Origin of the sequence: Mesorhizobium sp. NZP2077, from assembly GCF_013170805.1 — a bacterium.
Taxonomy (GTDB): domain Bacteria; phylum Pseudomonadota; class Alphaproteobacteria; order Rhizobiales; family Rhizobiaceae; genus Mesorhizobium.
Map to the genome: position 1 here is coordinate 1,680,001 of NZ_CP051293.1, position 22,334 is coordinate 1,702,334.

Sequence of the window (22,334 nt, forward strand, 5' to 3'; positions counted from 1 at the left end):
TGGCGAGCGAACCCGGACCAGGCCAGTGGCGATTGAGAGACAAGCGGAACCTTCTGGAAAGTAGGGCCATAGTGGGTGACAGCCCCGTACGCGTAATGCAATCAATCGTCCTCGAGTAAGGCGGGACACGTGAAATCCTGTCTGAAATTGGGGGGACCACCCTCCAAGCCTAAGTACTCGTGCATGACCGATAGCGAACTAGTACCGTGAGGGAAAGGTGAAAAGCACCCCGACAAGGGGAGTGAAAGAGTACCTGAAACCGATTGCCTACAAACAGTGGGAGCCCGCAAGGGTGACCACGTACCTTTTGTATAATGGGTCAGCGACTTAGTGTGACGAGCAAGCTTAAACCGCTAGGTGTAGGCGCAGCGAAAGCGAGTCTGAATAGGGCGTTCAGTTCGTCGCATTAGACCCGAAACCGAGTGATCTAGCCATGAGCAGGTTGAAGGTAAGGTAACACTTACTGGAGGACCGAACCCATAACTGTTGCAATAGTTCGGGATGACTTGTGGCTAGGGGTGAAAGGCCAATCAAACTCGGAAATAGCTGGTTCTCCGCGAAATCTATTTAGGTAGAGCGTCGACCGAATACCCCAGGGGGTAGAGCACTGGATGGGCTAGGGGTCCTCACCGGATTACCAAACCTAACCAAACTCCGAATACCTGGGAGTACTAGTCGGCAGACACACGGCGGGTGCTAACGTCCGTCGTGAAAAGGGAAACAACCCTGACCTACAGCTAAGGTCCCCAAGTTATGGCTAAGTGGGAAAGGATGTGAGGATCCCAAAACAACCAGGATGTTGGCTTAGAAGCAGCCATCATTTAAAGAAAGCGTAACAGCTCACTGGTCTAAATAAGGGTCTTTGCGCCGAAAATGTAACGGGGCTAAAGCCATACACCGAAGCTTAGGGTTCGTAGCAATACGAGCGGTAGCGGAGCGTTCTGTAAGCTGATGAAGCCATACCCGTGAGGGGTGGTGGAGGTATCAGAAGTGCGAATGCTGACATGAGTAACGTAAGGGGAGTGAGAGACTCCCCCGCCGAAAGACCAAGGGTTCCTGCTTAAAGCTAATCTGAGCAGGGTTAGCCGGCCCCTAAGACGAGGCGGAAACGCGTAGTCGATGGGAACCACGTTAATATTCGTGGGCTTGGAGGTAGTGACGGATCATTGAGGTAGTCCAATCTTATCGGATTGAACGGGCTGCTGCGTGGTTCCAGGAAATAGCTCCTCCTTATAAACCGTACCCGAAACCGACACTGGTGGTCTGGTAGAGTATACCAAGGCGCTTGAGAGAACTATGCTGAAGGAACTCGGCAAATTGCACGCGTAACTTCGGAAGAAGCGTGACCCTTTTCTACGCAAGTAGAGGAGGGTGGCACAGACCAGGGGGTAGCGACTGTTTATCAAAAACACAGGGCTCTGCGAAGTCGCAAGACGACGTATAGGGTCTGACGCCTGCCCGGTGCTGGAAGGTTAAGAGGAGGGGTGCAAGCTCTGAATCGAAGCCCCAGTAAACGGCGGCCGTAACTATAACGGTCCTAAGGTAGCGAAATTCCTTGTCGGGTAAGTTCCGACCTGCACGAATGGCGTAACGACTTCCCCGCTGTCTCCAGCATAGACTCAGTGAAATTGAATTCCCCGTGAAGATGCGGGGTTCCTGCGGTTAGACGGAAAGACCCCGTGCACCTTTACTATAGCTTTACATTGGCATTCGTAGTGGCATGTGTAGGATAGGTGGTAGGCTTTGAAACCTGGGCGCCAGCTCAGGTGGAGCCACCCTTGAAATACCACCCTTATTACTATGGATGTCTAACCGCGGCCCGTTATCCGGGTCCGGGACAATGTATGGTGGGTAGTTTGACTGGGGCGGTCGCCTCCTAAAGAGTAACGGAGGCGCGCGATGGTGGGCTCAGAACGGTCGGAAATCGTTCGCTGAGTGCAATGGCATAAGCCTGCCTGACTGCGAGACTGACAAGTCGAGCAGAGACGAAAGTCGGTCATAGTGATCCGGTGGTCCCGCGTGGAAGGGCCATCGCTCAACGGATAAAAGGTACGCCGGGGATAACAGGCTGATGACCCCCAAGAGTCCATATCGACGGGGTTGTTTGGCACCTCGATGTCGACTCATCGCATCCTGGGGCTGGAGCAGGTCCCAAGGGTATGGCTGTTCGCCATTTAAAGCGGTACGTGAGTTGGGTTCAGAACGTCGTGAGACAGTTCGGTCCCTATCTGCCGTGGGTGTAGGAATATTGAAAGGATCTGTCCCTAGTACGAGAGGACCGGGATGGACGGATCTCTGGTGGACCTGTTGTGGCGCCAGCCGCATAGCAGGGTAGCTATATCCGGACGGGATAACCGCTGAAGGCATCTAAGCGGGAAACCCACCTTAAAACGAGTATTCCCTGAGAACCGTGGAAGACGACCACGTTGATAGGCCGGGTGTGGAAGAGCGGCAACGCTTGAAGCTTACCGGTACTAATAGTTCGATCGGCTTGATCGTTCTCATTCCTTATGCCCATCTGACAAAGTCAGATGGTCTGTTCTCACTCACGCTTGTTCCGCCCTGCGGGCGGCGCTACGTGGGTGCGGCGCATCAGCGCCGACGGTCGGTCGACCTTGCGAAGCTTCGCTTCGAAAGGCGCCAAGACTAGAAGAACTGTAAAGGCACATATAAGACCAGCGAACAGCCCCGAGAGGCCCCGACAGATCTGCTGCCGACGTCTCTCTATGCTCCTTCGCTCAAAAAGCTTCTCGAACAACGTGCGTTTTGCCGACCTGGTGGTTATGGCGGAGCGGCTGCACCCGATCCCATTCCGAACTCGGCCGTGAAACGCTCCAGCGCTGATGGTACTTCGTCTCAAGACGCGGGAGAGTAGGTCGCTGCCAGGTCTGCTAAATGCACGTTGAACTCACATCCAAGCGGATGTTGAGTGAAATCTTCTCTCTACGAACAAGGCCCGCCAACGGGACCACGGGCCGCGTAAGCGGCCCTTTCATTTGGTGGACCATCTATCTATCCGTAGGTCATCCTATTTGTAGGTCATGGCTTACGTCCAAAGGTTGACGCGGGGTGGAGCAGCCCGGTAGCTCGTCAGGCTCATAACCTGAAGGTCACAGGTTCAAATCCTGTCCCCGCAACCAAATCAAAAACGGCCCGCATGGCTTCCAGCCTGCGGGCCGTTCGCGTTTTTGGCTCAATTGAAGCGCGATGATGAAAGGAAGGTAAGCGCTGTCCCGTTGGCACCTTTCGCGCGTTGTCGTGAGCGACGATGCTCGGAGCCTTTGAGGGCTTCGACACATGACGATTTCAGAGCTTACGCTTAAGTCCAGGGACGAGGAGCCGGTTCGACGGCTTGAGATATTCACGGGTTCTGGACGGCGGCGCGAATGGTTGCCGGAGGAGAAGGCGCGGATCGTGGCGGAAAGCTACGATGCTGGCGAGACCGTGAGCGCGGTGGCTCGGCGACATGCATTGTCCCCGCAGCAGCTGTTCGCCTGGCGCCGGTCCGCGCGGGTGCCGTTGGCGAATGCGCCAGCACCGGAGCCGTTGTTTGTTCCAGCGGTGGTCGCGGCACAGGAGCCCGAACCGGCGGGGAAGCGCGCGAGATCGACACGGAAGCGGAAGGCCGCGCGAGAAGGCGGCGTGATAGAGCTGGAGATTGACGGCGTCGCCATGCGGGTCGGTCGTGGCGCCGACGCCAGGACGGTGGCGGCGGTGATCCGTGCGCTGAAGGCGCCGTCGTGATCGGGCCGACGGGTGTGGTCAAGGGTACCCGTCCGGTGAAGACCGCAGACGTGCGTATCCGGCGGCTTGAGCACCTGAGCACCGTGGTGCTGGGTCAAGCTTTCGATGGGGAGACGCGATGATATTCTTCGAGGAGGAGTTTGACTTCCTCGATGCCTTCATCGGTGAAGGCCAAGATCCCGTCGTCATCGTTGGCGCCGTACACCCAGATGACGCCGTCCTCGGGCTCGAGACCGAGGGTCAGGTCCTGGATGAGCGCTTCGCTGACTCCGAGGTCCCTGGCGACACGTTCGACGGTGTAGACGTGATGCACCTTATTGCGCTGCATGATCAGGCCGCCGCTGGTTGGGTCCGCAATTTTGCAGATCTCCAATTCCATGGCAGCAAATCATCGATCCGCTGGGCTGGGTGGGCTGCGATGCGCGCCAGGATATCGGCGAGCCAGGCCTGAGGGTCGACGTCATTCAACTTGGCGCTGACGATCAGGCTGTAGAGAACGGCAGCGCGCTGTCCGCCGCGATCGGAACCGCAGAACAGCCAGGACTTTCTGCCGAGAGCGATGCCGCGCAGGGCTCGCTCGGCTGCATTGTTGGATAGGCAAATCCGCCCATCGTCGAGGAACCGGGTGAAGGACGACCAGCGACGCAGCATGTAGTTGAAGGCCTTGGTCAGATCGTGTCCGCGCGAGAGCTTGTCGCGCGTCTCGATCATCCAGCGCTCGAGCTCGGTGACCAGCGGCGCGCTCCGCTCTTTGCGCACGGCGTGGCGTTGGCCTGGCGACAGGCCGTTGATCGCGCGCTCGATATCGAACAGGGCATCGATGCGCTTCACGGCTTCAACCGCTAGCGGATAGACCAGGTTGGGCTTCTCGCCGTGCGCCTTCTTGCGCGCCGCCGCTTCGATATCGGCCAGCTCGAACACTTTGCGCCGGCTGTGGGCCCAGCAGCTGGCTTCCAGAATAGGCGCCGGCTGACGGCCCGTCGCATAGAGATCACCATAACCGCCATAGGCGTCGGCCTGCAGAATGCCGCTCCAGCCGGCGAGATGCGCCTCGGGATGTTCGCCTCGGCGATCGCGGGAATAGTAGAACACCACCGCCGGCGGATCGGCGCCGCCGAACGGCCGGTCATCGCGCACATAGGTCCATAATCGGCCGGTATCGGTCTTGCCCTTGGCCAGGACCGGCACCGTCGTGTCGTCGCCGTGCAGACGTGAAGCGGCCAGCACATGGGCTTCGAGCCGCTTGAACAGCGGCATCAGCACCGCGGCGCCGGCGCCGACCTGGTCGGCGAGCGTCGACAGGCTGAGCGGCACGCCTTCGCGGGCATAGCGTTCAGCCTGGCGGTTGAGCGGCTGATGCTGGCCGAACTTCTCGAACAGGATCATCGCCAGCAGGCCGGGGCCAGCCCAGCCGCGCGGGGTGGCGTGGAACGGCGCCGGTGCCTGGCTGATCGCCTCACAGTCGCGGCAGGTGAACTTCTCCCGCACGTGTTGGATCACCTTCCATTGCCGCGGCACCACCTCCAGCGTCTCGGTGATATCCTCACCCAGCCTGCGCAGCCGATGACCGCCGCAGCAGTGGCAAGCGGTCGGCGCCGGCTCAACCACGCGTTCGCGCGGCAGATGCTCTGGAAATGGCTGGCGCGCCGGTCGTTTGCGCACATAAGGTGCCACCTCAGTGGTCCGGGCCGCCGCCTGTTCGGCGGCGATCTCGTCTTCCGTCGCCGTGCTCTCGAGTTCCTCGAAGGTGAGCTCCATCTGGTCGTGCAGGCGGGCTGAGCGTTCAGAACTCTGACCATGCAGCGCCCGCTGCAACTTGCGGATCGTCAGACCCTGATGTGCGATCAGCGCCGCATCATCCGATGCCTTGGCCCTGGCGACCGCCAGTTCGGCCTCGATCAGCGTAGCGCGCGCGGTCTCGTCTTCGGCTCTGGCCAGCGCCGCGGTCAGCGCTGCTCTCAGCGCACCGATATCGTCCGGAACAGCATCCAGGGCGGTGGCAACCATGTCCTGGAGTGAATCATAAAACGCGTCCGCTGACTCGCGGAAAATGGCGCAAACTCAAAGAAAAACTCAGCCCGCGCGCTGGGGGCGGAACGTGTGGCGCGGGTTGCGCCAATCGATCCCGTCGAGCATGTAGGCGAGCTGCGCCGGTGATATGGAAACCGTGCCGTCCGCCGGCGACGGCCATAGGAACCGGCCCTTTTCGAGCCGTTTTGCATACAGCGACATGCCGAGCCCATCATGCCAGATAATCTTGATCAGATTGCCGCTGCGGCCTCGGAAGACATAAAGATCCCCGGCATGCGGATCCCGGCCCAACGTCTCCTGGACCTGCAGAGCGAGGCCTTGCATTCCGCGACGCATATCGGTCCGGCCGACCGCCAACCAGATCCGCACCTGGCTCGGAACCGGGATCATGAAACGCCCAGCGCCTTCACCATCGCCGCCGCGAGTGTCGGCGGTGTGGTCAGCGGAATCCGCAGCCGCACCTTGCCGGCGATCTCCAGCTCGATCACCGCTGGGGCCGCCGCCGGCACCGAAGCGGCGACAGGCTCATCGGGAACCACGACAACTTCCGCAAAGCCTGTCTCGCGGGCTCTCAGCGTTCGGCGCCACTTATAGATCAGGCTGGTCGCGACATCGTACTGACGCGCTACCGCTGCCACCGTGGCCCCGGGCGCGAATGCCGCGGCCAGTATCCGGAACTGATCCTCTTCACGCCAACGACGACGACGCTCCGGTCCGGTCAATAACGTCACATGGCTCATGCTGTGCTGCTAACTTCGCTCGTAAGGACGACCTTAAGAGCGCAGCCTCGCTACCGTGCCATGCTCGCGCAAGGCGGCCTTCGCCGGAGGCGTACGGTCAAGGTGATGGTCGCGACGAAGCCGGTGGACTTCCGCAAGGGGGCCGAGGGCCTGGCGGCGCTGGTGCGCGAGACGATGGGCGCCGATCCGTTCTCTGGCGCGGTCTACGTCTTCAGGGCCAAGCGCGCTGACCGGGTCAAGCTGGTGTACTTCGACGGCACCGGCGTGTGCCTGCTGGCGAAGCGTCTGGAGGACGGGAAGTTCTGCTGGCCTGCCATCACCGATGGCGTGGTGAGGTTGTCGGCGGCGCAATTGCAGGCGCTCCTGGAAGGGTTGGATTGGCGGCGCGTGCATGACACCCGCGAGACGCGCGCGCCGGTCGCGGCAAGTTGATTCTATGGGAGGCTAGAGGCGCTGGCAAAGCATTGGAATGCATGATTGAATCGGCCTTGTGAGCAACCCGGCCGAGCCTCAGACCAACGATCCGATCGCGCTTCAGGCGATGCTCGCGGCGGAGCGCGCCGAGAACGAGCGGCTGCGCCAGATCATCAAGGAACTGCAGCGCCACCGCTTCGGCCGCAGGGCAGAGAGCCTGCCGGTCGACCAGCTGCTGCTGGGCCTGGAAGAGGCCGAGCAGATCGAGGCTGAAGGCTTCGCCGCGGAGGACACCGCCGATACTGCCAAGCGCGAGGCTCGCGCCAGGAAGCGCCGCGCCAACCGTGGATCACTGCCCGCGCATCTGCCGCGTATCGAGCAGATCATCGACATTCCCGACAAGATCTGCCCGTGCTGCAAGGGAATGCTGCATGTCATGGGCGAGGATCGCTCCGAGCGCCTCGACATCGTGCCGGCCCAATTCCGCGTCATCGTCACGCGCCGACCGAAATACGCCTGCCGGAGCTGCGAGGAGGTCGTGGTGCAGGCACCGGCTCCGCCACGGCTTGTCGAGGGCGGCATCCCGACTGAGGCGACCGTCGCCCATGTGCTGGTCTCCAAGTACGCCGACCATCTTCCCCTGTATCGCCAGGCGCAAATCTACGCCCGCCAAGGCGTGAACCTGGATCGCTCGACGCTTGCCGATTGGGTCGGCAAGGCGGCTTTCCTGCTCCGCCCCATCCACGAGCGGCTGTTTGAGCGGCTGAAGGCGTCCGGGAAGCTCTTCGCCGACGAGACCACGGCGCCGGTGCTCGATCCCGGGCGCGGCCGCACCAAGACGGGCCAGCTGTTCGCTTATGCTCGCGACGATCGCCCCTGGGGCGGGATCGCTCCACCTGGCGTCGCCTATCTCTGGCACCCGACCGCAAGGCCGAGCAGCCACTGCGGCATCTGCGCGACTTCGTCGGAATCCTCCAAGTCGACGGCTACGCCGGATACCGGGCGCTGGCCGAGCGTAATGCCGTCAGTCTGGCCTTCTGCTGGGCCCATGTCCGTCGCCGCTTCTACGAACTGGCCCAGTCCGGGCCCGCGCCGATCGCCACGGAGGCGCTCCAGCGCATCGCCGAGCTCTACAAGATCGAGAGCGAGATACGAGGCCGCTCGCCCGAAGAGCGGCGCACCGCGCGCCAGGAGAGAAGCCGACCCATCATCGACGCCCTCGAGCCGTGGCTGCGCGGGAAACTCGCGCTGGTCAGCCAGAAGAGCAAGCTCGCCGAAGCAATCCGCTACCCGCTCTCGCGCTGGGCCGGACTTGGTCGCTTCCTCGACGACGGCCGCGTCGAGATCGACTCCAACGTCGTCGAACGCTCGATCAGGCCAATCGCCCTCAATCGAAAGAATGCGCTCTTCGCCGGTTCCGACGGCGGTGGCGAGCACTGGGCGACCATCGCCTCGCTCATAGAAACCGCGAAGCTCAACGGCGTCGACCCGTACGCTTACCTCGCTGACGTCATCGCCCGCATCGTTGCCGGCCATCCACAAAGCCAGCTCGACGACCTGCTGCCCTGGGCCTACACCCCTGCGCCACTCAAGGCCGTGGCCTAAAAACAGCGGTTACGGTGGTAATGCCTCTGCGTAAGTTGTCGCTCACATTCTGCATACCATGTTGCGCTACCCTTTGGTGACGCCGCGCGCCCGCTTTCTCTCGGCAGCCGCGAGCAATTCAACGAAGGTGCGCACCTTGGCGGGCCGGAAGCGGGCCGGCGGAAAGACTGGATACCGCCTGTGGGTAGGGTCCACTCGGCGAATATCCGCACTAGCCGACCCCCGACGATATCCTCATAGACTGCATAGTCGGGAAATATGCCCAGACCGATACCTGCAAGCACGCAAGCATAGGCCGCCGGGCTTTTGTCGCAGACAACGACGGGATTGAGTTCGGTCAGAACGGTCTCGCCATCCCTGGAAAAGAGCCATTGGCCGACGCCGCGCAACTGGGCATTGCCAACCTAGGCCAGCGATCGTGCCTGGTTCGGGTTCGTATCCGCGGGCAGGCTTGCGGCGAAGGCCGGGCTGGCAACGACGACCTGCCGAATCGTGCCCAGGCGCCGCGCCTGGTTGGAGGAATCGGTGAGCCAGCCGACGCGAATGCCGAGATCGATCTGCTCGTCGACCAGATTGCTCACCGCGTCGTCGAAGATCGCTTCGACGCGCATCTGCGGATAGGCTTTCAGATACGCCGCCACGATCGGCGCCACCATCCTGGTGCCATAGTCGAGCGGCGCGGTTAGTCTAAGCGTTCCGCTCGGCTCGACCGCGGTGTGCGAAATCTCACCGTAAGCGGACTCCGCCTCGCGCAGGATGATCACCGCCCTGTCATAGAAGAGCCGGCCCTCTTCCGTCGGTGCGACGCGCCGGGTCGTGCGCTGCAGCAGCGTTGCACCCAGTTCCTCTTCGAGCCTGCCGATCTGATGACTGACCACGGCCTTGGCGACGCCAAGCCGATCCGCCGCAGCGGTGAAAGAGCCTGTCTCCATCACCGTGGTGAAGTAGACGAGCCGGTTGAGGTTCAGAAGGTCGGCCAAGCTGGTTGCTTTTGTCTGATCTGATCAGACAGTTTGTATTATTGCGCACAATTTATCGCAAGACCTCTGTCTGCCACATATGACCAAGGCATTTTGGCGGGCAGCGATATCCCACACCGAGGATGGCAGCGATCGTGAGCAATTCAGACGTGACGTACCTTTTCGATCCGCTCTGCGGTTGGTGCTATGGCGCCACGCCGATGCTGGACAGGCTGTCGGCCAGTGGCATGCGCGTCGAGCTACTGCCGACCGGCCTCTTCTCCGGTGCCGGTGCACGGCCGATGGATGAGGGTTTTGCCGCCCATGCCTGGGCGAACGACCAGCGTATCGAGCGTCTGACCGGACAGAAGTTCACACAGGCCTATCAGCACAATGTCCTCAATATTCGCGGCACCTTGCTGGACTCGCATGCCGCGACCCTCGGCATCAGCGCCGCCGGGCTGGAGGATCCCAGCCGCCGGCTCACCGCGCTTAAGGCGATCCAGTGTGCGCGCTATGTCGACGGCCGGGATATCGTGACTGTCGAAGGCGTGGCTGGTGTGCTTGCCGACGCCGGCATGGCGGATGCCGCGGCAATGCTGAAGAAGCCGCCCGAAACCTTGCTGACGGCGCACCGCGAACGGGTTGGCCGTGGCGGCGCGCTGTTCCAGCGCCTGCATGCCAATGGCCTGCCTTCCCTCGCAGTCATCCGCAACGATGCGCCGCGGCTGATCGGTTCGAACGCGCTGTTCGGCAGCTTCGACAATCTCGTCGCCCATATCGCGGCGGCGTGATCCCCAACTCACCTCCAACAAAGGACTGGAAAAAGACATGGCAAAAGTCGCTCTCATCGGCGCATCAGGCGCTGTCGGTTCGCGCCTGCTCAAGGAACTTTCCGACCGTGGCCATACGGTCACCGGTATCGCCCGCAGCCCGGAAAAGATTGCCGCGCTGCCTGGTGTGACGGCCAGGAAGGGCGATGTCTTCGACCGGCAAGGCCTCACCGACCTGATCCGCGGCCATGATGTGGTGATCAGCGCCGTGCACTTTCTGGATAGCGACCCGGACACGCTGATCGCCGCCGTGCGTGCTTCCGGCGTCAAGCGCTACCTCATTGTCGGCGGCGCCGGCAGCCTTGAAGTCGCGCCCGGCAAAAGGCTGGTCGATACCCCCGAATTCCCGGCGATCTACAAGGCCGAGGCACAGAAGGGCGCCGACTTCCTCGACAATTTGAAGACGGTGGGCGACCTCGATTGGACCTTCCTGTCGCCCTCCGCCATGTTCGTCCCGGGCGAGCGCACCGGTAAATACCGCCTCGGCAAGGACGCGCTTCTGGCCTCGGACAAGGGCAGCAGCATCTCGTTCGAGGACTATGCCATCGTCATGGTCGACGAGATCGAGAAGCCGGCCCACATCAGGCAGCGTTTTACTGTCGGCTATTGATCAAACGGCGGCGGCCATGTCTCGATCGAGGCCGGCCGACGCCAGCCGCATCAGCGCTTCGCGGACGCTGACACGCCGATAGGTTTCGGTGACGAGGCCGTCCTGTCTCAGGTCCTGGCGGCGGCGTTCGACGAAGGCGCGTTCCTCGGCGGTCAAATCGTGCTCACGCTTTCGAAGCCACTCCTGGTAGGACGAATCGAGTTCCTTGACCGGCTTGGCCGCGGTCGAAACCGAAACCGGCCGGCTGTCGCTGTAGCGCGGCCGCAGGGCGCTGTTGGGATTGTATTCGGTTCGCTTGTCGTTGCCTGAAATGACGAGGTCGGGATCCGAAACCCGGCTCGACGGATCGTAGACGAAGGCCGAGACGATGCGGTCGAGCGCCGCATCGACCTCCTTTGGCCGGTGCACCACCTCGCGCGGCGCACGATCGGGAACAGCCAGCCTCGTGATGCCGCGATCATTGATGGCATCGAGCACCTCGCGATGTTCGCGCGAGGTGATGACCTCGCGCCGGGCCGGCCAGAAATCATAGGGCGCATGCGCGCCATAGCCCTTGCCGATGTGGAAGGCATAGATCTCCGGATAGACGGTGAGTTCCGTGCGGCGGCTCGGCTTGATGTCGTAGAACGACGTGATGGCGATCTGCAGCAGATGGGTGGCGCCGATGCCGCCCAGTGCATCGTCGATCACCAGGCCGAAGCGATCATGCGGGTTCCAGTCCGGCAAGGCCTGCGCGATCGAGGCGGGCTTGCCGTCGATCTCGACGTCGAACATATCAGCCTTCAACAATGTCACGACATGCATTGCGGTCTCCGTCGTCTTCCGCCGATTCGTCAGACTGTCATCAAATCAGCAGCGCCTGCGCTTGTCAGTCGGCATCCGGTTTAACCGTTCGGGACGAGGCAGATCAGTTGGGCCTCGCGAGCCTCCTTCCCCATCTGCGTCGGCATGGTTAATAGTGTCGACTTCGCGGAGAATCGATCATGGAGCACAGCCGGCTATCGAAGAAGGAGCGCCATGCGCTTATCCTGTCGGAAGTGCGCCGCTCGGCCTCGATCCGTATCTCCAGGCTCGCTTTGCGGCTGGGTGTTGCCGGCGAAACGATCCGCCGCGATCTGATCGAGCTTGGCGATGCAGGACTGCTCAACCGCACTTATGGTGGCGCGACGATCTCGCTGGTGACATCCGAACCGGTGATCGCCGAGCGCAGCCAGACCATGATCGAGGAGCGTGCCCGGATCGGGCATGGTGCGGCCGGACTGGTCGAGAAAGGCCAGATCGTGATGATCGATGGCGGCTCGACCACCTACGAGGTGGCGCGCAGTCTCTCGCAGCTGAAACGCGAGTTGACCATCATCACCAATTCCATCGGCGTGGCCTCGGTGACTGGGGCCAATCCGACCTTCCGGGTTATCCTGTGCCCCGGAACCTATGACAGCCGCGAAGCCAGCGTGGTCGGTGAGGATACGGTGGAATTCGTCAAGCGCTACAATGCCGATATTGCCATCATCGGCGCCTCGAGCCTGTCGGTGGACGGCCCCAGCGACATGATCTCGGGGGCGGCGGCGGTCAAGCGGGCGATGATCGCGCGCGCGTTGTCGACAGCGCTTGTGGTGACCAACGACAAGTTCGGCCGCAACAGCCTGGAACGCGTCTGCGGGCTCGGCGAGCTTTCCGACATCGTCACCGATCGTGAGCCGCAACCGGCGCTGCGCGCCGTCATTGAAGCGGCTGGAACGGAACTCCATGTCTTCAACGGCGTCTGAGCGACCGCTTCGAGAGGCGACCGGTCAGTCGAAGTCCGATCCCAGCAGGAAGACTCGCGGCCATCAGGCCGGGAACAGGAACGCCGAAGCGGGATCGAAAAAGATACGCTGACCTGATGCGATGGTGCTATCCGCCCCCTCTGCGTCAGAGGTTGGCCTGATGTCGATCTCATCGCCACCGGCCGTGCGCGCCACGATGCGCCGGCGGTCACCGAAGAAGGCGGTGTCGATGATCTCGACGGCGAGTGCCGCGCTTGTCGGCCCGGGTGTGAGGCGGAAGGCTTCCGGGCGCACCATCAGCCGGACCTTCTGGCCTTGGCCGAAGGACGTTGTCGTCTTGACGCCGGTCACGATCGAGCCGTCAGTCAGGCGGATCGTCGATGTCTCACCCGCGGTATGCAAATGCTCGGCCGGCAGGAAATTCGAGTTGCCGATGAAGCCGGCGACGAACTCGCTCGCCGGCCTGAGGTAAAGATCCTCACCGGTGCCGATCTGTTCGATGCGGCCTTCCCTGAACAGGGCGATGCGATCCGAAAGATGCAGCGCCTCCTCCTGGTCATGCGTGACATAGAGGATGGTGACACCGGTCTCGCGGTGGATGCGGCGGATCTCGGTCTGGATTTCCTGGCGCAGCTTCTTGTCGAGTGCCGACAGCGGCTCGTCCATCAAGAGGATCGGCGGGTCGTAGGCGAGCGCGCGGGCAAGCGCCACGCGCTGTTGCTGCCCGCCAGACAGCGCGCCCGGATGGCGATCGGCGAAATTTTCGAGGCGCACCAGCGCCAGCATGTCGGCGACCTTGCGCTTGATCTCGCCATCGGGCCGGCGGCGCACGCGCAGCGGAAAGGCGACATTCTCGGCGACGCTCAGATGCGGGAACAGCGTGTAGCGCTGGAAAACCATGCCGATGTTGCGCTTGTGCGACGGCACCGAAAGCAGCGACCTGTCCTCCAGGAGCACATCGCCTGAGCTCGGATCCTGGAAACCGGCAATGGCGTAGAGCGTGGTCGACTTGCCGGAGCCCGACGGGCCGAGGAACGTCAGGAACTCACCCTTGGGCACATCGATGGTGACGTTGTGGACGGCGACGAAGGCGCCGAACGTCTTTCTTACCGCGCGTATGGACAGGAACGGTCGTGTCATCGGGACAATTTTCTGCGAAGGAGTGCGGTCACGATCATCAGGCACAAGGTCAGGCCGACAAGCAGGCTGGAGGCGGCGGCGACGACTGGGCTGAGGTCGGCGCGCAGGCTGCCCCAGATCTTCACCGGCAAGGTCTGCAAGGTCGGGCTCGCCATGAAGATCGCCACCACGACCTCGTCCCATGAAGCCAGAAAGGAGAAGATCGCCGCCGAGAAGATGCCGATCCTGATCGACGGCAAGGTGATCCTCAGCCGTGCCTGCAGCGGGCTGGCGCCGCAGACGATGGCCGCGTCCTCGATGGATTTGTCGAAACCCTCGAGCGCCGCGGTGATCGGGATGATCGCGAAAGGCAGCGCCAGGATGGTATGCGCGATGACGAAGCCGACCGTGGTGCCGGCGAGGCCAATGCGCAGGAAGAAGGCGTAGATGGCGATGGCGAACACTACGACTGGCAGCACCATCGGCGTCAATAGCAGTCCGCGCAGAACCTGGCGTCCGCGAAACTCGCCCCTGACCAGGCTGAAGGAGGCGAACAGACCGATAATGACGGCGAGGATTGCGGCCATGGCGGCAATCCTGGCGCTGGTCAGCGCTGCATCGATCCAGCTCGGGTCGGCCAGCAGCTGCTGGTACCATTTCAGCGTCCAGCCGGGCGGCGGGAAGGCCAGCCAGCGCGACGAGCCGAATGACAGGAGCACGATGAAGACCACCGGCAGCAACAGGAAAGCCGCGACTGCCGCTGTGAAGCCGACAAGCGCCACGCGCAGCCATCCGAGCCTGTCGTAGTCGAGCAGCATGTCAGAGCCCTCCGCCGGCGCGCCTGGCGCCGACCAGGCGAAGCTGGATCGCGTAGAGCGCCATGGTGACGACGAGCAGGACGAAGGCGGCCGCACTGCCGAGTCCCCAGTTGAGCAGCGACTGCACCGTCTGGGCGATCATCTCGGCCAGCATCATGTTCGATGTGCCGCCGAGCAGCGCAGGCGTGACGAAGTAGCCAAGCGACATGACGAAGACCATCAGGCCGCCGGCGGCGATGCCGGGAAGCGACAGCGGCAGGAGGATGCGGCGGAAGGCCTCGAACGGGCTTGCACCGCAAAGGGCGGCCGCGCGCAGCGTCATCGGGTCGATCGCGCGCAGCGTGCCGACCAGTGGCAGGATCATGAAGGGCAGCATGATGTAGACCATGCCGATGGTGACGCCGGCCAGATTGTTGATGAGCGGCAGCGGCTCGTGGATGATACCCAGGCCCATCAGTGCCCTGTTGATCACCCCCGTGCGCTGCAGCAGCACCATCCACGCATAGGTGCGGGTGAGAAGGTTCGTCCACATCGACAGGATGATGATGCCGAAGACGATCGAGCCGAAGGCGGGCGGCATGATCGCCAGCATCCAGGCGACGGGATAGGCCACCAGGATGGTGACGGCGGTGACGACCGATGCGACCAGGAAGGTGTTGAGGAACACCCGCACATAGGTGCCGCTGCCGAACAGCGTCGCGTAATTCTGCAAGCCCGGTTCGGGATCGGTGACGCTGCGCAGCAGCAGGGCGACCACCGGCACGATGAAGAACAGGCCGACCAGGAGCAGGGCCGGGAAGGCGCTGCCGCTGCCGGCCGGCAGGCCGGCAACCGAGCTGCGTCTAAAGGAACTTCCCTGCATCGAGCGGTCCTGTCTCGAAACGGGGCGCGCAAGCCGCGCCCCGTCGGTCTGCAACGGTGTTACTTGGTCTGCCAGGCATACCAGCGCGTGGCGATCTCGTCGCGATGCTCGGCCCAGTAGTTCATGTCGAGGTTGATCTGGCCCTCGACATGGGCATCTGGCAGGGCCTTGACGGCATCGGCCGGCATCTCCGCCTTGGCCTTGGTATTGATCGGCGCATAGCCGCTTGCCTCGGCGAATTTCGCCTGGCCGGTTGGGCTGGTGGCGGCAGCGAGGAACTTCATCGCGCTGTCCTTGTTCTTGGCGCCCTTCGGCACGATGAGCACGTCGGCTGCGGTGAGGTTCTGGTTCCAGGCGACGCCGACATCGGTGCCATCCTGCTGGAGGGCGAAGACGCGACCGTTCCACAGCTGGCCGAAGGCGGCCTCGCCGGAGGCGATCAACTGCTGCGACTCGGCACCGCCGCCCCACCAGACGATATCGGATTTGATGGTGTCGAGTTTCTTGAAGGCACGGTCGAGATCGAGCGGATAGAGCTTGTCCGCCGGCACGCCGTCGGCCAGCAGCGCGATTTCGATGACGCCCGGCGCCGACCATTTGTAGAAGGTCCGCTTGCCGGGAAACTTCTGGGTGTCGAACATGTCGGCCCAGCCGGTCGGTTCGCCAGTGACTGTGCCCTTGTTCCAGGCGAGCACGAAGGAATAGTAGAAGCTGCCGACAGCATGCTCATTGCTGAAGCGCGGGTCGAGATCGGCCTTGGGCACAACCGCATAGTCGATCGGCTCCAGCAGCCCGTCCTTGGCGGCCTTTATGGCGAAATCCATCTCCACGTCAACGACATCCCAGGTGACATTGCCGGCATCGACCATGGCCTTGAGCTTGCCGTAGTCGGTCGGTCCGTCCTGCAGCACCTTGATGCCGGAGCTGGCTTCGAAGGGGGCCGCCCAGGATTTGGTCTGTGCCTCCTGCGTGGTGCCGCCCCAACTGGTGAACGCCATCTCGTCGGCCTTGGCGGCGGTTGCGGCTAGCAGTCCGGCCAGCAGGCCGGTCAAAATCAGTTTCATGTCATTCTCCTCTGTTGGTCTGTTCTTGTTTTTCTCCGTGCACCTGCGTCCTGCGGTTCTCAGCGCATGACGAAGGGATCGGGGATCGGCTCGTCCGAGGTGTTGATCCAGACGGATTTCGAGCGCGTATAGTCTCTGATGGCATCGAGCCCGCCTTCGCGGCCGAGGCCCGACAGGCCGTAGCCGCCGAAGGGAACGAGCGGCGATACGGCGCGATAGGTGTTGACCCAGACGACGCCGGCATGGATGTCGCGCGCCATGCGGTGCGCCTTGCCAAGATTGCTGGTGAACACGCCGGAAGCCAGGCCGAAGGGCGTGTCGTTGGCGAGCGCCAGCGCCTGCGCCTCGGTGTCGAAGGCGAGCACGCTGAGCACCGGACCGAACAATTCCTCGCGTACGCAGAGCAGGTCGCTGCCGCCGGCGTCGATGATGGTCGGTGCGTAGTAGAAGCCGTCACCGGCTGGCCGTGTTCCGCCAGTGATGAGCGTGCCGCCCCGGGCGAGGCTTTCCGCGACAACCTTCTCGATCCAGTCGCGCTGGCGCAGCGTGGCGAGCGGACCCATTTCGGTCGCCGGATCCTGGGGATCGCCGATGCGGATAGCCTCGGCCTTGCTCTTCAGGCGGGCGAGGAATTCATCCTTCACCGAACGCTCGACCAGCAGCCGCGAGCCGGCGACGCAGCTCTGGCCGGTCGCGGCGAAAATACCGGCGACGACCGCGTTGGCAGCGCTGTCGAGGTCGGCGTCGGCAAAGACGACGACCGGGCTTTTGCCGCCGAGTTCCAGCGTGGTGTAGGCAAGGTTCTCCGCCGTGTTCCTGACGATGGCGCGCGCCGTCGATGGGCCGCCTGTGAAGGCGACGCGCGAAACCAGCGTATGGCTGGTCAGGCGCCGGCCGCACTCATGGCCGAAGCCGGTGAGGATGTTGACGACGCCTGGGGGAAAGCCAGCCTCATGAACCAGTTCGGCAAAGGCGAGCAGCGGCGCCGGGCCGTCCTCTGAGGCCTTGAGCACGATGGTGCAGCCGGCGGCAAGCGCCGGGCCGAGCTTGACGGCCGAGAGGAAGAGCTGCGAATTCCAAGGCACCACCGCGGCTACGACGCCGATCGGTTCGCGGCGGATGGTGACGTCGAGATCCGGCTTGTCGATCGGCACGTGCGCGCCTTCGTGCTTGTCGGCAAGCCCGCCATAATAGCGATAGTAGTCGCCGACATAGGCGATCTGGGCGCGGGTCTCGCGGATGATCTTGCCGGTGTCGCGTGTCTCGAGCTCGGCCAGGCGTGCGGCATTGGCGGCGACGAGGTCGCCGAGCTTGACCAGCAGCTTTCCGCGCGCCGTCGCGGTCATCCTTCGCCATGGGCCGGAACGCAGAGCGCGGTGCGCCGCCTCGACGGCGTGGTCGACATCGGTCTCGCTTGCCGCCGGCATCTTCGCCCAGGCCGCGCCGGTCGACGGGTCGACACTGTCGAACGTGGCGGATGGCTCGTCGAAGCGGCCGTCGATGAAGTTCCTAAAAAAAGCGTCGGTCATGGGCTCGCGATCAGAGGAAGGCCGGCATCACCCGGTCGATGAATAGTTGCAGCGATTTTTTCTTGCGCTCGTGCGAAAGCCCGCTGTCGATCCAGATCGAATACTGGTCGTAGCCGAGCGCCTCATAGGCCTTCAGCCGGGCGATGACCTCATCGGCCTCGCCGATCACCAGGTTCTGTCGGATCTTGTCGGGCGCGTATTGCGGCATGGCCGCGATCTCGTCCGGCGTCAGCGGTTCCAATATGCCTTGATGCACCGGCTTTTTGTTCTGGAACCAGGCGCCGAACTGGCAGTAGAAAGTCGACAGTTCCTGCGTGAGGCGATCGGCGTCGGCCGCGTCTTCGGCAACGAAGGTGTGCATCAAAAGCATGATTTCCGGCCGTTCGATCTCAGGATGCGCGGCGCAGGCGGTGTTGAAGCGCTGCATCAGGCTCGTCACCTCGTCATCGCCTGATGCCAGCGGCGTCACCTGGACCTTGCAGCCATTGGCGACGGCGAAATCGTGCGAGTTCGGGTCGCGAGCCGCCACCCAGATCGGCGGGTAGGGTTTCTGCACCGGCTTGGGCGAGGAAGTAGTGGTAGGAAATTGCCAGAACTCGCCGGAGAGTTCGAAGTCGCCGTCCCAGAGGCCGCGGATCGCCGGTATGATCTCGCGCATGCGCTGGCCAGCCCCCCAGGCGTCGAGGCCGGGAAAGATGCGCTGATACTCATATGTGTAGGCGCCGCGCGCGATGCCGATGTCGAGCCGGCCGCCGCTGATGACGTCGGCCATCGCCGCTTCGCCGGCAAGCTTGATCGGATGCCAGAAGGGCGCGATCAGGGTTCCGGTGCCGAGGCGGATGCGGGTGCTTTTGGCGGCGAGATAAGCGATGTTGATGAAAGGGTTGGGCGAGATGGTGAATTCCATGCCGTGATGCTCGCCGATCCAGGCGGTCTCAAACCCTGCCTGTTCGGCCATGAGGACCAGTTCCTCGAGCTCGGTCACAAGCTCGGAATGCGGCTTGGTCAAGTCCGAGCGTTCCATGTGCACGAAGAGCGAGAATTTCATCCGTGGTCACCTGTATTGACGGTGGAAGCGCTGGGTCTGGCGAGCGGCCGGACCTCGCCTTCGACATCGTTGCCGACATAGACGCCGAATGCATCCACCGAGCATTCCCTGACATAGCGCTCGAGCATCGAGCGGATCGCCGGATCGGCGATCTTCAATCCTTCGATCGCGTCGATCTCGATGAGCCGGATGCCGCGATCGCTGGAAGCGGGCACATCGAATGTGCCGCGATAGCAGACATGCGTGCGCGAAACAGGTCCTGCGTCGTCCCAGACGGCGAACAGGAAGCCGAGCTGAGCCTCGATGGCCTTCTTCGCAAGCAGTCCTCGCAGACTATTGCCATCGCCTGCCGAGCCCAACCCTCGGCCGCGCGGCAGTTCGAAACCGTCCGCCGTTTCCAGGAACAGGATCCGGCCGCCATTTTCGAGGATGGCGCCGACATCGGTGCCGGGCTGGGTGGCGGCCAGCGCATCCTGGCTGAGGCCGGGTGCGACATAGGCGCCGCGGCAATAGCCGAGCGGCTGCGCGGAGTTGTGCTCGAAATCGCGGACGCGGCCGATGAGGATCGAATGATCGCCGGCCTCGACCAGCCGCTCCATGTCGCAGTCGAAGGACGCGACGGAGCCGTCCAGCACGGGGCTGCCGGTCTGGCCGGGGTGCCAGGTTACCGAGGCGAATTTGTCGGCCGCTTTCGAGGCGAAGACGCCGGACGCTGCCTTTTGACCCTCGTTGAGGACGTTGATGGCGAAGCTCTTCGAGGTCGCGAAGACGGGATGGCCTGATGCCTTGTGGGCGATGCAGACCAGCACCAGTGGCGGATCGAGCGACACAGAGGTGAAGGAATTGGCGGTGAAGCCGCGCGGCTCGCCTTCGGGTCCGATCGTCGTGACGATAGTAACGCCGGTGAGGAAGGAGCCAAGCGCACGGCGGAACTCGCCGCTGTCGAACCCGGGATTCGTCTTCGCAGAGCCGTCTTGTTCGGCCGCTTCGTCCTCTGCGAGGAAGTCAACAATGTGGCGCGTGGTGAGGTCAGGTGCCGCGACCGCCATCATGTGCTTCTCGCCCGGCAGCACCGTGCAGCGGCCCTGCGGCGCCAGGCGTGCCATCGCGGCCGACATTGCCGGCGAAGAGTTCCTGTCCTCGGAGCCGGTCATGAACAGCGCCGGCACGGCCAGCGTCGGCAGGCGGTCGGCATGATCGCCGTCGGCACGAGCGAACAGGCGGTAGGTGCGAGCATAGCCTTCCGGGTCGATCGCGCTCAGTGCGGATGCTGTCTTCTGGGCAGCCGTTTCCAGCTGGGCCGGCACCGGATCTCCGAACCAGCGGGCGATGGTCTGTGCCGTGCCGGCCGTATCGCTGCGGCCGTTGAGCGCCACCGCGCGCTGGCGAACGGCTTCGGCCAGTTCAGGTGGACGCCGGAACACGGCATTCAGGGAAACGATGCGGCGGACGCGCTCCGGCGCGCGCAGCGCGAGTTCCTGGGCAACGAGCGCACCCATCGAGTGGCCGATGACGGATACCTTGTCGAGGCCGAGATGGTCGAGCAGGCGAAGGGCCTGGTCGGCGTAGTCGGCCAGTTCCGGGTGCTGCGGCGGCAGCGGCGAAAGGCCGTGGCCGAGCATGTCGATGGCGATCACGTCAAAGCCACCGGCCATGCGCTCGATCTGCGGCTGCCAGATCGCTGCGTTCATGCCGACGCCATGGATGAACAGCACCGGCGTGCCCGATCCAGCGCGGATGAAGCCGGTGCCGTCGGGAGCGGTGCCCTGTCGAGCCCATGCGGAAGCGTCAGCCATGCACGTCCCCAAGCTCCTTGAGGTCCTGATAGCGATCGCCGATGCGGTGATGCGGGCGACCGCCGATCGACGCGCCAAGGGCGACCACCAGTTCGTCCGGCGCCGGCGCATCGCCGATCTGAAAATGCACGGTGAGGTAATGCGAGCGCCGTCCTTCGTCATTCTTGTCCATCAGCGGGATCATGATCGGCGTGTTCGGCCCGCCGCGCAGGTTGGTGAAGGCAAGATAGGTCTTGGCGCCGACGGCGCGGCGATAATGATTGCCGAAATGCAGCGTGTGGATCAGCGCCGAGGCATGCTCGATCTCGCCTGACGTGCCGCAAATCGCCGCCTTGCCATAGCCCTCGATCGCCTCGCCGGAACCGGCGATGGCAATGATCTCGCGGGTCAGGATCTCTCCCAGCACCGGCGCGCAGGCGCGGATTTCGGGCGACAGATCGTCGGTGAAGCCGCGACCGGCCCAGGGATTGGTCAGCACTGCGGCGACGCCGATCAGGCGCAGAGGGCTGGAGGCGACCTTGCCGCCTTCGATCAGCGTGTTCTCGGTATAGGTCACGATCTTGCGGATGGCAGGCTGCATGAAATCCTCGGGTCGGCGATGCCGCGGGATCGTCTGATCCCTGTATCATCTTATGGTATACCATGCTATGGAGCGCCAAGTACCTTGTCAACCGGGCATGGAATCTGTTTTGTGGCGGTGCAGGAGCCAACACAACACATGCCAGACGACACGCTTCGCATCGACCGCAGCGCCAAGACCTTGAGGACGCTGGCGCTGGAACGCATGCGCGACGCGATCATGGATTTCCACTTCCAGCCCGGCGAAAGGCTGGTCGAGCGGCCACTTTGCGACCAGCTTGGCGTCAGCCGTTCCGTCGTGCGCGAGGTTCTGCGGCAGCTGGAGGCCGAGGGGCTCGTGCAGATGATCCCTGGGCATGGGCCGGCCGTAGCCAGGCCGGACCTCGGGCGCACCGACGAGATCTATGAGCTCAGGGCGCTGCTCGAAGGCATTGCGGCACGCGCCTGCGCCCTGTCGGCCACCGGCGAGCAACTGGCGACGCTCGAACGCGCGCTGGCGGATCTGTTCGAGGCATGGGCATCGGGGACGCCGCCGGCGGTGATGCGGGCGACGACGAAATTCTACGAGGCACTGTTCGAGGCCGCCGACAAGCGCGTCGCCTGGGAAATCGTCAGCGGGCTGAATGTCCGCATCAACCAGCTTCGTTCGATGACCATCGTCTCGACCAACCGGCGCGAAGCGGCGATCGCCGAGATGAACGAGATCATGGATGCGATCCGCGCACGCAAGCCGGAAGAGGCGGAAGCCGCGGCGCGGCGCCATGTCGAATCCGCCTGGCAGATCGCCCGCACGGCGCTGCGACCGCCGGCATGAAGC

General features: G+C 63.3%; 19 protein-coding genes, 1 tRNA gene, 2 rRNA genes and 2 pseudogenes (1 of these 24 running past the window's edge). 10 read left to right on the forward strand and 14 right to left on the reverse strand.

From position 1 onward, the window contains the following. The 4 genes from HGP13_RS08305 to HGP13_RS38520 all read left to right on the forward strand — a co-directional run. Positions 1–2,499, forward strand: a 23S ribosomal RNA gene (locus tag HGP13_RS08305) (it extends 356 nt beyond the left edge of the window). Positions 2,500–2,773: 274 nt separating this feature from the next. Continuing rightward, positions 2,774–2,888 (forward strand): 5S ribosomal RNA (gene rrf, locus HGP13_RS08310). Positions 2,889–3,063: 175 nt separating this feature from the next. Then, positions 3,064–3,140, forward strand: a tRNA-Met gene (locus HGP13_RS08315). A gap of 157 nt (positions 3,141–3,297) precedes the next feature. After that, positions 3,298–3,744, forward strand: a complete 447-nt coding sequence (locus tag HGP13_RS38520) for a transposase (protein WP_172223782.1) — start codon at positions 3,298–3,300, stop codon at positions 3,742–3,744. A gap of 94 nt (positions 3,745–3,838) precedes the next feature. Here HGP13_RS38520 and HGP13_RS08325 read toward each other — a convergent pair whose 3' ends face one another. The 4 genes from HGP13_RS08325 to HGP13_RS08340 form a co-directional block, all read right to left on the reverse strand. Beyond that, a complete protein-coding gene (locus HGP13_RS08325) occupies positions 3,839–4,123 on the reverse strand; it encodes a hypothetical protein (protein WP_348647072.1) in 285 nt (94 codons plus the stop codon). Continuing rightward, on the reverse strand, positions 4,075–5,751 hold the full coding sequence (locus tag HGP13_RS08330; RefSeq protein ID WP_172223785.1) for an IS66 family transposase: 1,677 nt from the start codon (positions 5,749–5,751) through the stop codon (positions 4,075–4,077). Before HGP13_RS08330 ends, HGP13_RS08325 begins: the two co-directional genes overlap by 49 nt. A gap of 66 nt (positions 5,752–5,817) precedes the next feature. Continuing rightward, positions 5,818–6,165 carry an IS66 family insertion sequence element accessory protein TnpB gene (gene tnpB / locus HGP13_RS08335; RefSeq protein WP_006201720.1) on the reverse strand — a complete coding sequence of 116 codons (348 nt, stop codon included), beginning with the start codon at positions 6,163–6,165 and terminating at the stop codon, positions 5,818–5,820. Further along, positions 6,162–6,515 carry a transposase gene (locus HGP13_RS08340; protein WP_172223789.1) on the reverse strand — a complete coding sequence of 118 codons (354 nt, stop codon included), beginning with the start codon at positions 6,513–6,515 and terminating at the stop codon, positions 6,162–6,164. The genes tnpB (HGP13_RS08335) and HGP13_RS08340 overlap by 4 nt, the downstream gene beginning before the upstream one ends. A gap of 60 nt (positions 6,516–6,575) precedes the next feature. Here HGP13_RS08340 and tnpB (HGP13_RS08345) point away from each other — a divergent pair, with 60 nt between their 5' ends. Together tnpB (HGP13_RS08345) and HGP13_RS08350 are read left to right on the forward strand one after the other, a co-directional pair. Beyond that, positions 6,576–6,947, forward strand: coding sequence for an IS66 family insertion sequence element accessory protein TnpB (gene tnpB, locus HGP13_RS08345; RefSeq protein ID WP_172223792.1), 372 nt, complete (start codon positions 6,576–6,578; stop codon positions 6,945–6,947). Positions 6,948–7,056: 109 nt separating this feature from the next. Further along, a pseudogene (locus tag HGP13_RS08350) lies at positions 7,057–8,534 on the forward strand (IS66 family transposase). A 66-nt stretch (positions 8,535–8,600) separates the two neighbouring features. Here the strand turns inward: HGP13_RS08350 and HGP13_RS08355 are convergent. Then, positions 8,601–9,514: pseudogene (locus HGP13_RS08355) on the reverse strand (LysR substrate-binding domain-containing protein). A gap of 134 nt (positions 9,515–9,648) precedes the next feature. On the opposite strand from HGP13_RS08355, the gene HGP13_RS08360 reads away from it, so the two are divergent. Beyond that, positions 9,649–10,287 (forward strand): DsbA family protein, encoded by a 639-nt coding sequence (locus HGP13_RS08360; RefSeq protein ID WP_172223795.1) that lies wholly within the window; start codon positions 9,649–9,651, stop codon positions 10,285–10,287. Between the two features lie 37 nt (positions 10,288–10,324). Then, positions 10,325–10,936: an NAD(P)-dependent oxidoreductase gene (locus HGP13_RS08365; RefSeq protein ID WP_172223798.1), complete on the forward strand. Its 612-nt coding sequence runs from the start codon at positions 10,325–10,327 to the stop codon at positions 10,934–10,936. Here HGP13_RS08365 and HGP13_RS08370 read toward each other — a convergent pair whose 3' ends face one another. Further along, positions 10,937–11,740: a hypothetical protein gene (locus HGP13_RS08370; RefSeq protein WP_172223801.1), complete on the reverse strand. Its 804-nt coding sequence runs from the start codon at positions 11,738–11,740 to the stop codon at positions 10,937–10,939. It lies immediately after the preceding gene. 179 nt (positions 11,741–11,919) lie between these two features. Between HGP13_RS08370 and HGP13_RS08375 the strand changes: the two genes are divergently transcribed. After that, on the forward strand, positions 11,920–12,702 hold the full coding sequence (locus HGP13_RS08375) for a DeoR/GlpR family DNA-binding transcription regulator (protein WP_172223805.1): 783 nt from the start codon (positions 11,920–11,922) through the stop codon (positions 12,700–12,702). 63 nt (positions 12,703–12,765) lie between these two features. Here the strand turns inward: HGP13_RS08375 and HGP13_RS08380 are convergent, their stop codons facing one another. Genes HGP13_RS08380 through HGP13_RS08415 form a run of 8 tightly spaced genes read right to left on the reverse strand, consistent with a single transcriptional unit; the run spans position 12,766 to position 21,518 of the window. Continuing rightward, positions 12,766–13,842 carry an ABC transporter ATP-binding protein gene (locus HGP13_RS08380; protein WP_172223807.1) on the reverse strand — a complete coding sequence of 359 codons (1,077 nt, stop codon included), beginning with the start codon at positions 13,840–13,842 and terminating at the stop codon, positions 12,766–12,768. Then, positions 13,839–14,639, reverse strand: coding sequence for an ABC transporter permease (locus tag HGP13_RS08385; protein WP_172223811.1), 801 nt, complete (start codon positions 14,637–14,639; stop codon positions 13,839–13,841). Before HGP13_RS08385 ends, HGP13_RS08380 begins: the two co-directional genes overlap by 4 nt. A gap of 1 nt (position 14,640) precedes the next feature. Then, a complete protein-coding gene (locus HGP13_RS08390; protein WP_172223814.1) occupies positions 14,641–15,501 on the reverse strand; it encodes an ABC transporter permease in 861 nt (286 codons plus the stop codon). A 59-nt stretch (positions 15,502–15,560) separates the two neighbouring features. Beyond that, positions 15,561–16,565, reverse strand: a complete 1,005-nt coding sequence (locus tag HGP13_RS08395; RefSeq protein ID WP_172223818.1) for an ABC transporter substrate-binding protein — start codon at positions 16,563–16,565, stop codon at positions 15,561–15,563. Positions 16,566–16,624: 59 nt separating this feature from the next. Then, positions 16,625–18,094 carry an aldehyde dehydrogenase gene (locus HGP13_RS08400; RefSeq protein WP_172223821.1) on the reverse strand — a complete coding sequence of 490 codons (1,470 nt, stop codon included), beginning with the start codon at positions 18,092–18,094 and terminating at the stop codon, positions 16,625–16,627. Between the two features lie 10 nt (positions 18,095–18,104). After that, the gene (locus tag HGP13_RS08405; protein ID WP_172223825.1) at positions 18,105–19,142 is read right to left on the reverse strand and encodes an LLM class flavin-dependent oxidoreductase; all 1,038 of its coding nucleotides are present in this window, start codon (positions 19,140–19,142) and stop codon (positions 18,105–18,107) included. Further along, positions 19,139–20,938 carry an alpha/beta fold hydrolase gene (locus HGP13_RS08410; protein ID WP_172223827.1) on the reverse strand — a complete coding sequence of 600 codons (1,800 nt, stop codon included), beginning with the start codon at positions 20,936–20,938 and terminating at the stop codon, positions 19,139–19,141. Before HGP13_RS08410 ends, HGP13_RS08405 begins: the two co-directional genes overlap by 4 nt. Beyond that, positions 20,931–21,518, reverse strand: coding sequence for an amino acid synthesis family protein (locus tag HGP13_RS08415; protein ID WP_172223830.1), 588 nt, complete (start codon positions 21,516–21,518; stop codon positions 20,931–20,933). The genes HGP13_RS08410 and HGP13_RS08415 overlap by 8 nt, the downstream gene beginning before the upstream one ends. Positions 21,519–21,656: 138 nt before the next feature. Here HGP13_RS08415 and HGP13_RS08420 point away from each other — a divergent pair, with 138 nt between their 5' ends. Then, a complete protein-coding gene (locus HGP13_RS08420) occupies positions 21,657–22,331 on the forward strand; it encodes a GntR family transcriptional regulator (RefSeq protein ID WP_027043370.1) in 675 nt (224 codons plus the stop codon). Positions 22,332–22,334 lie beyond the last annotated feature (3 nt).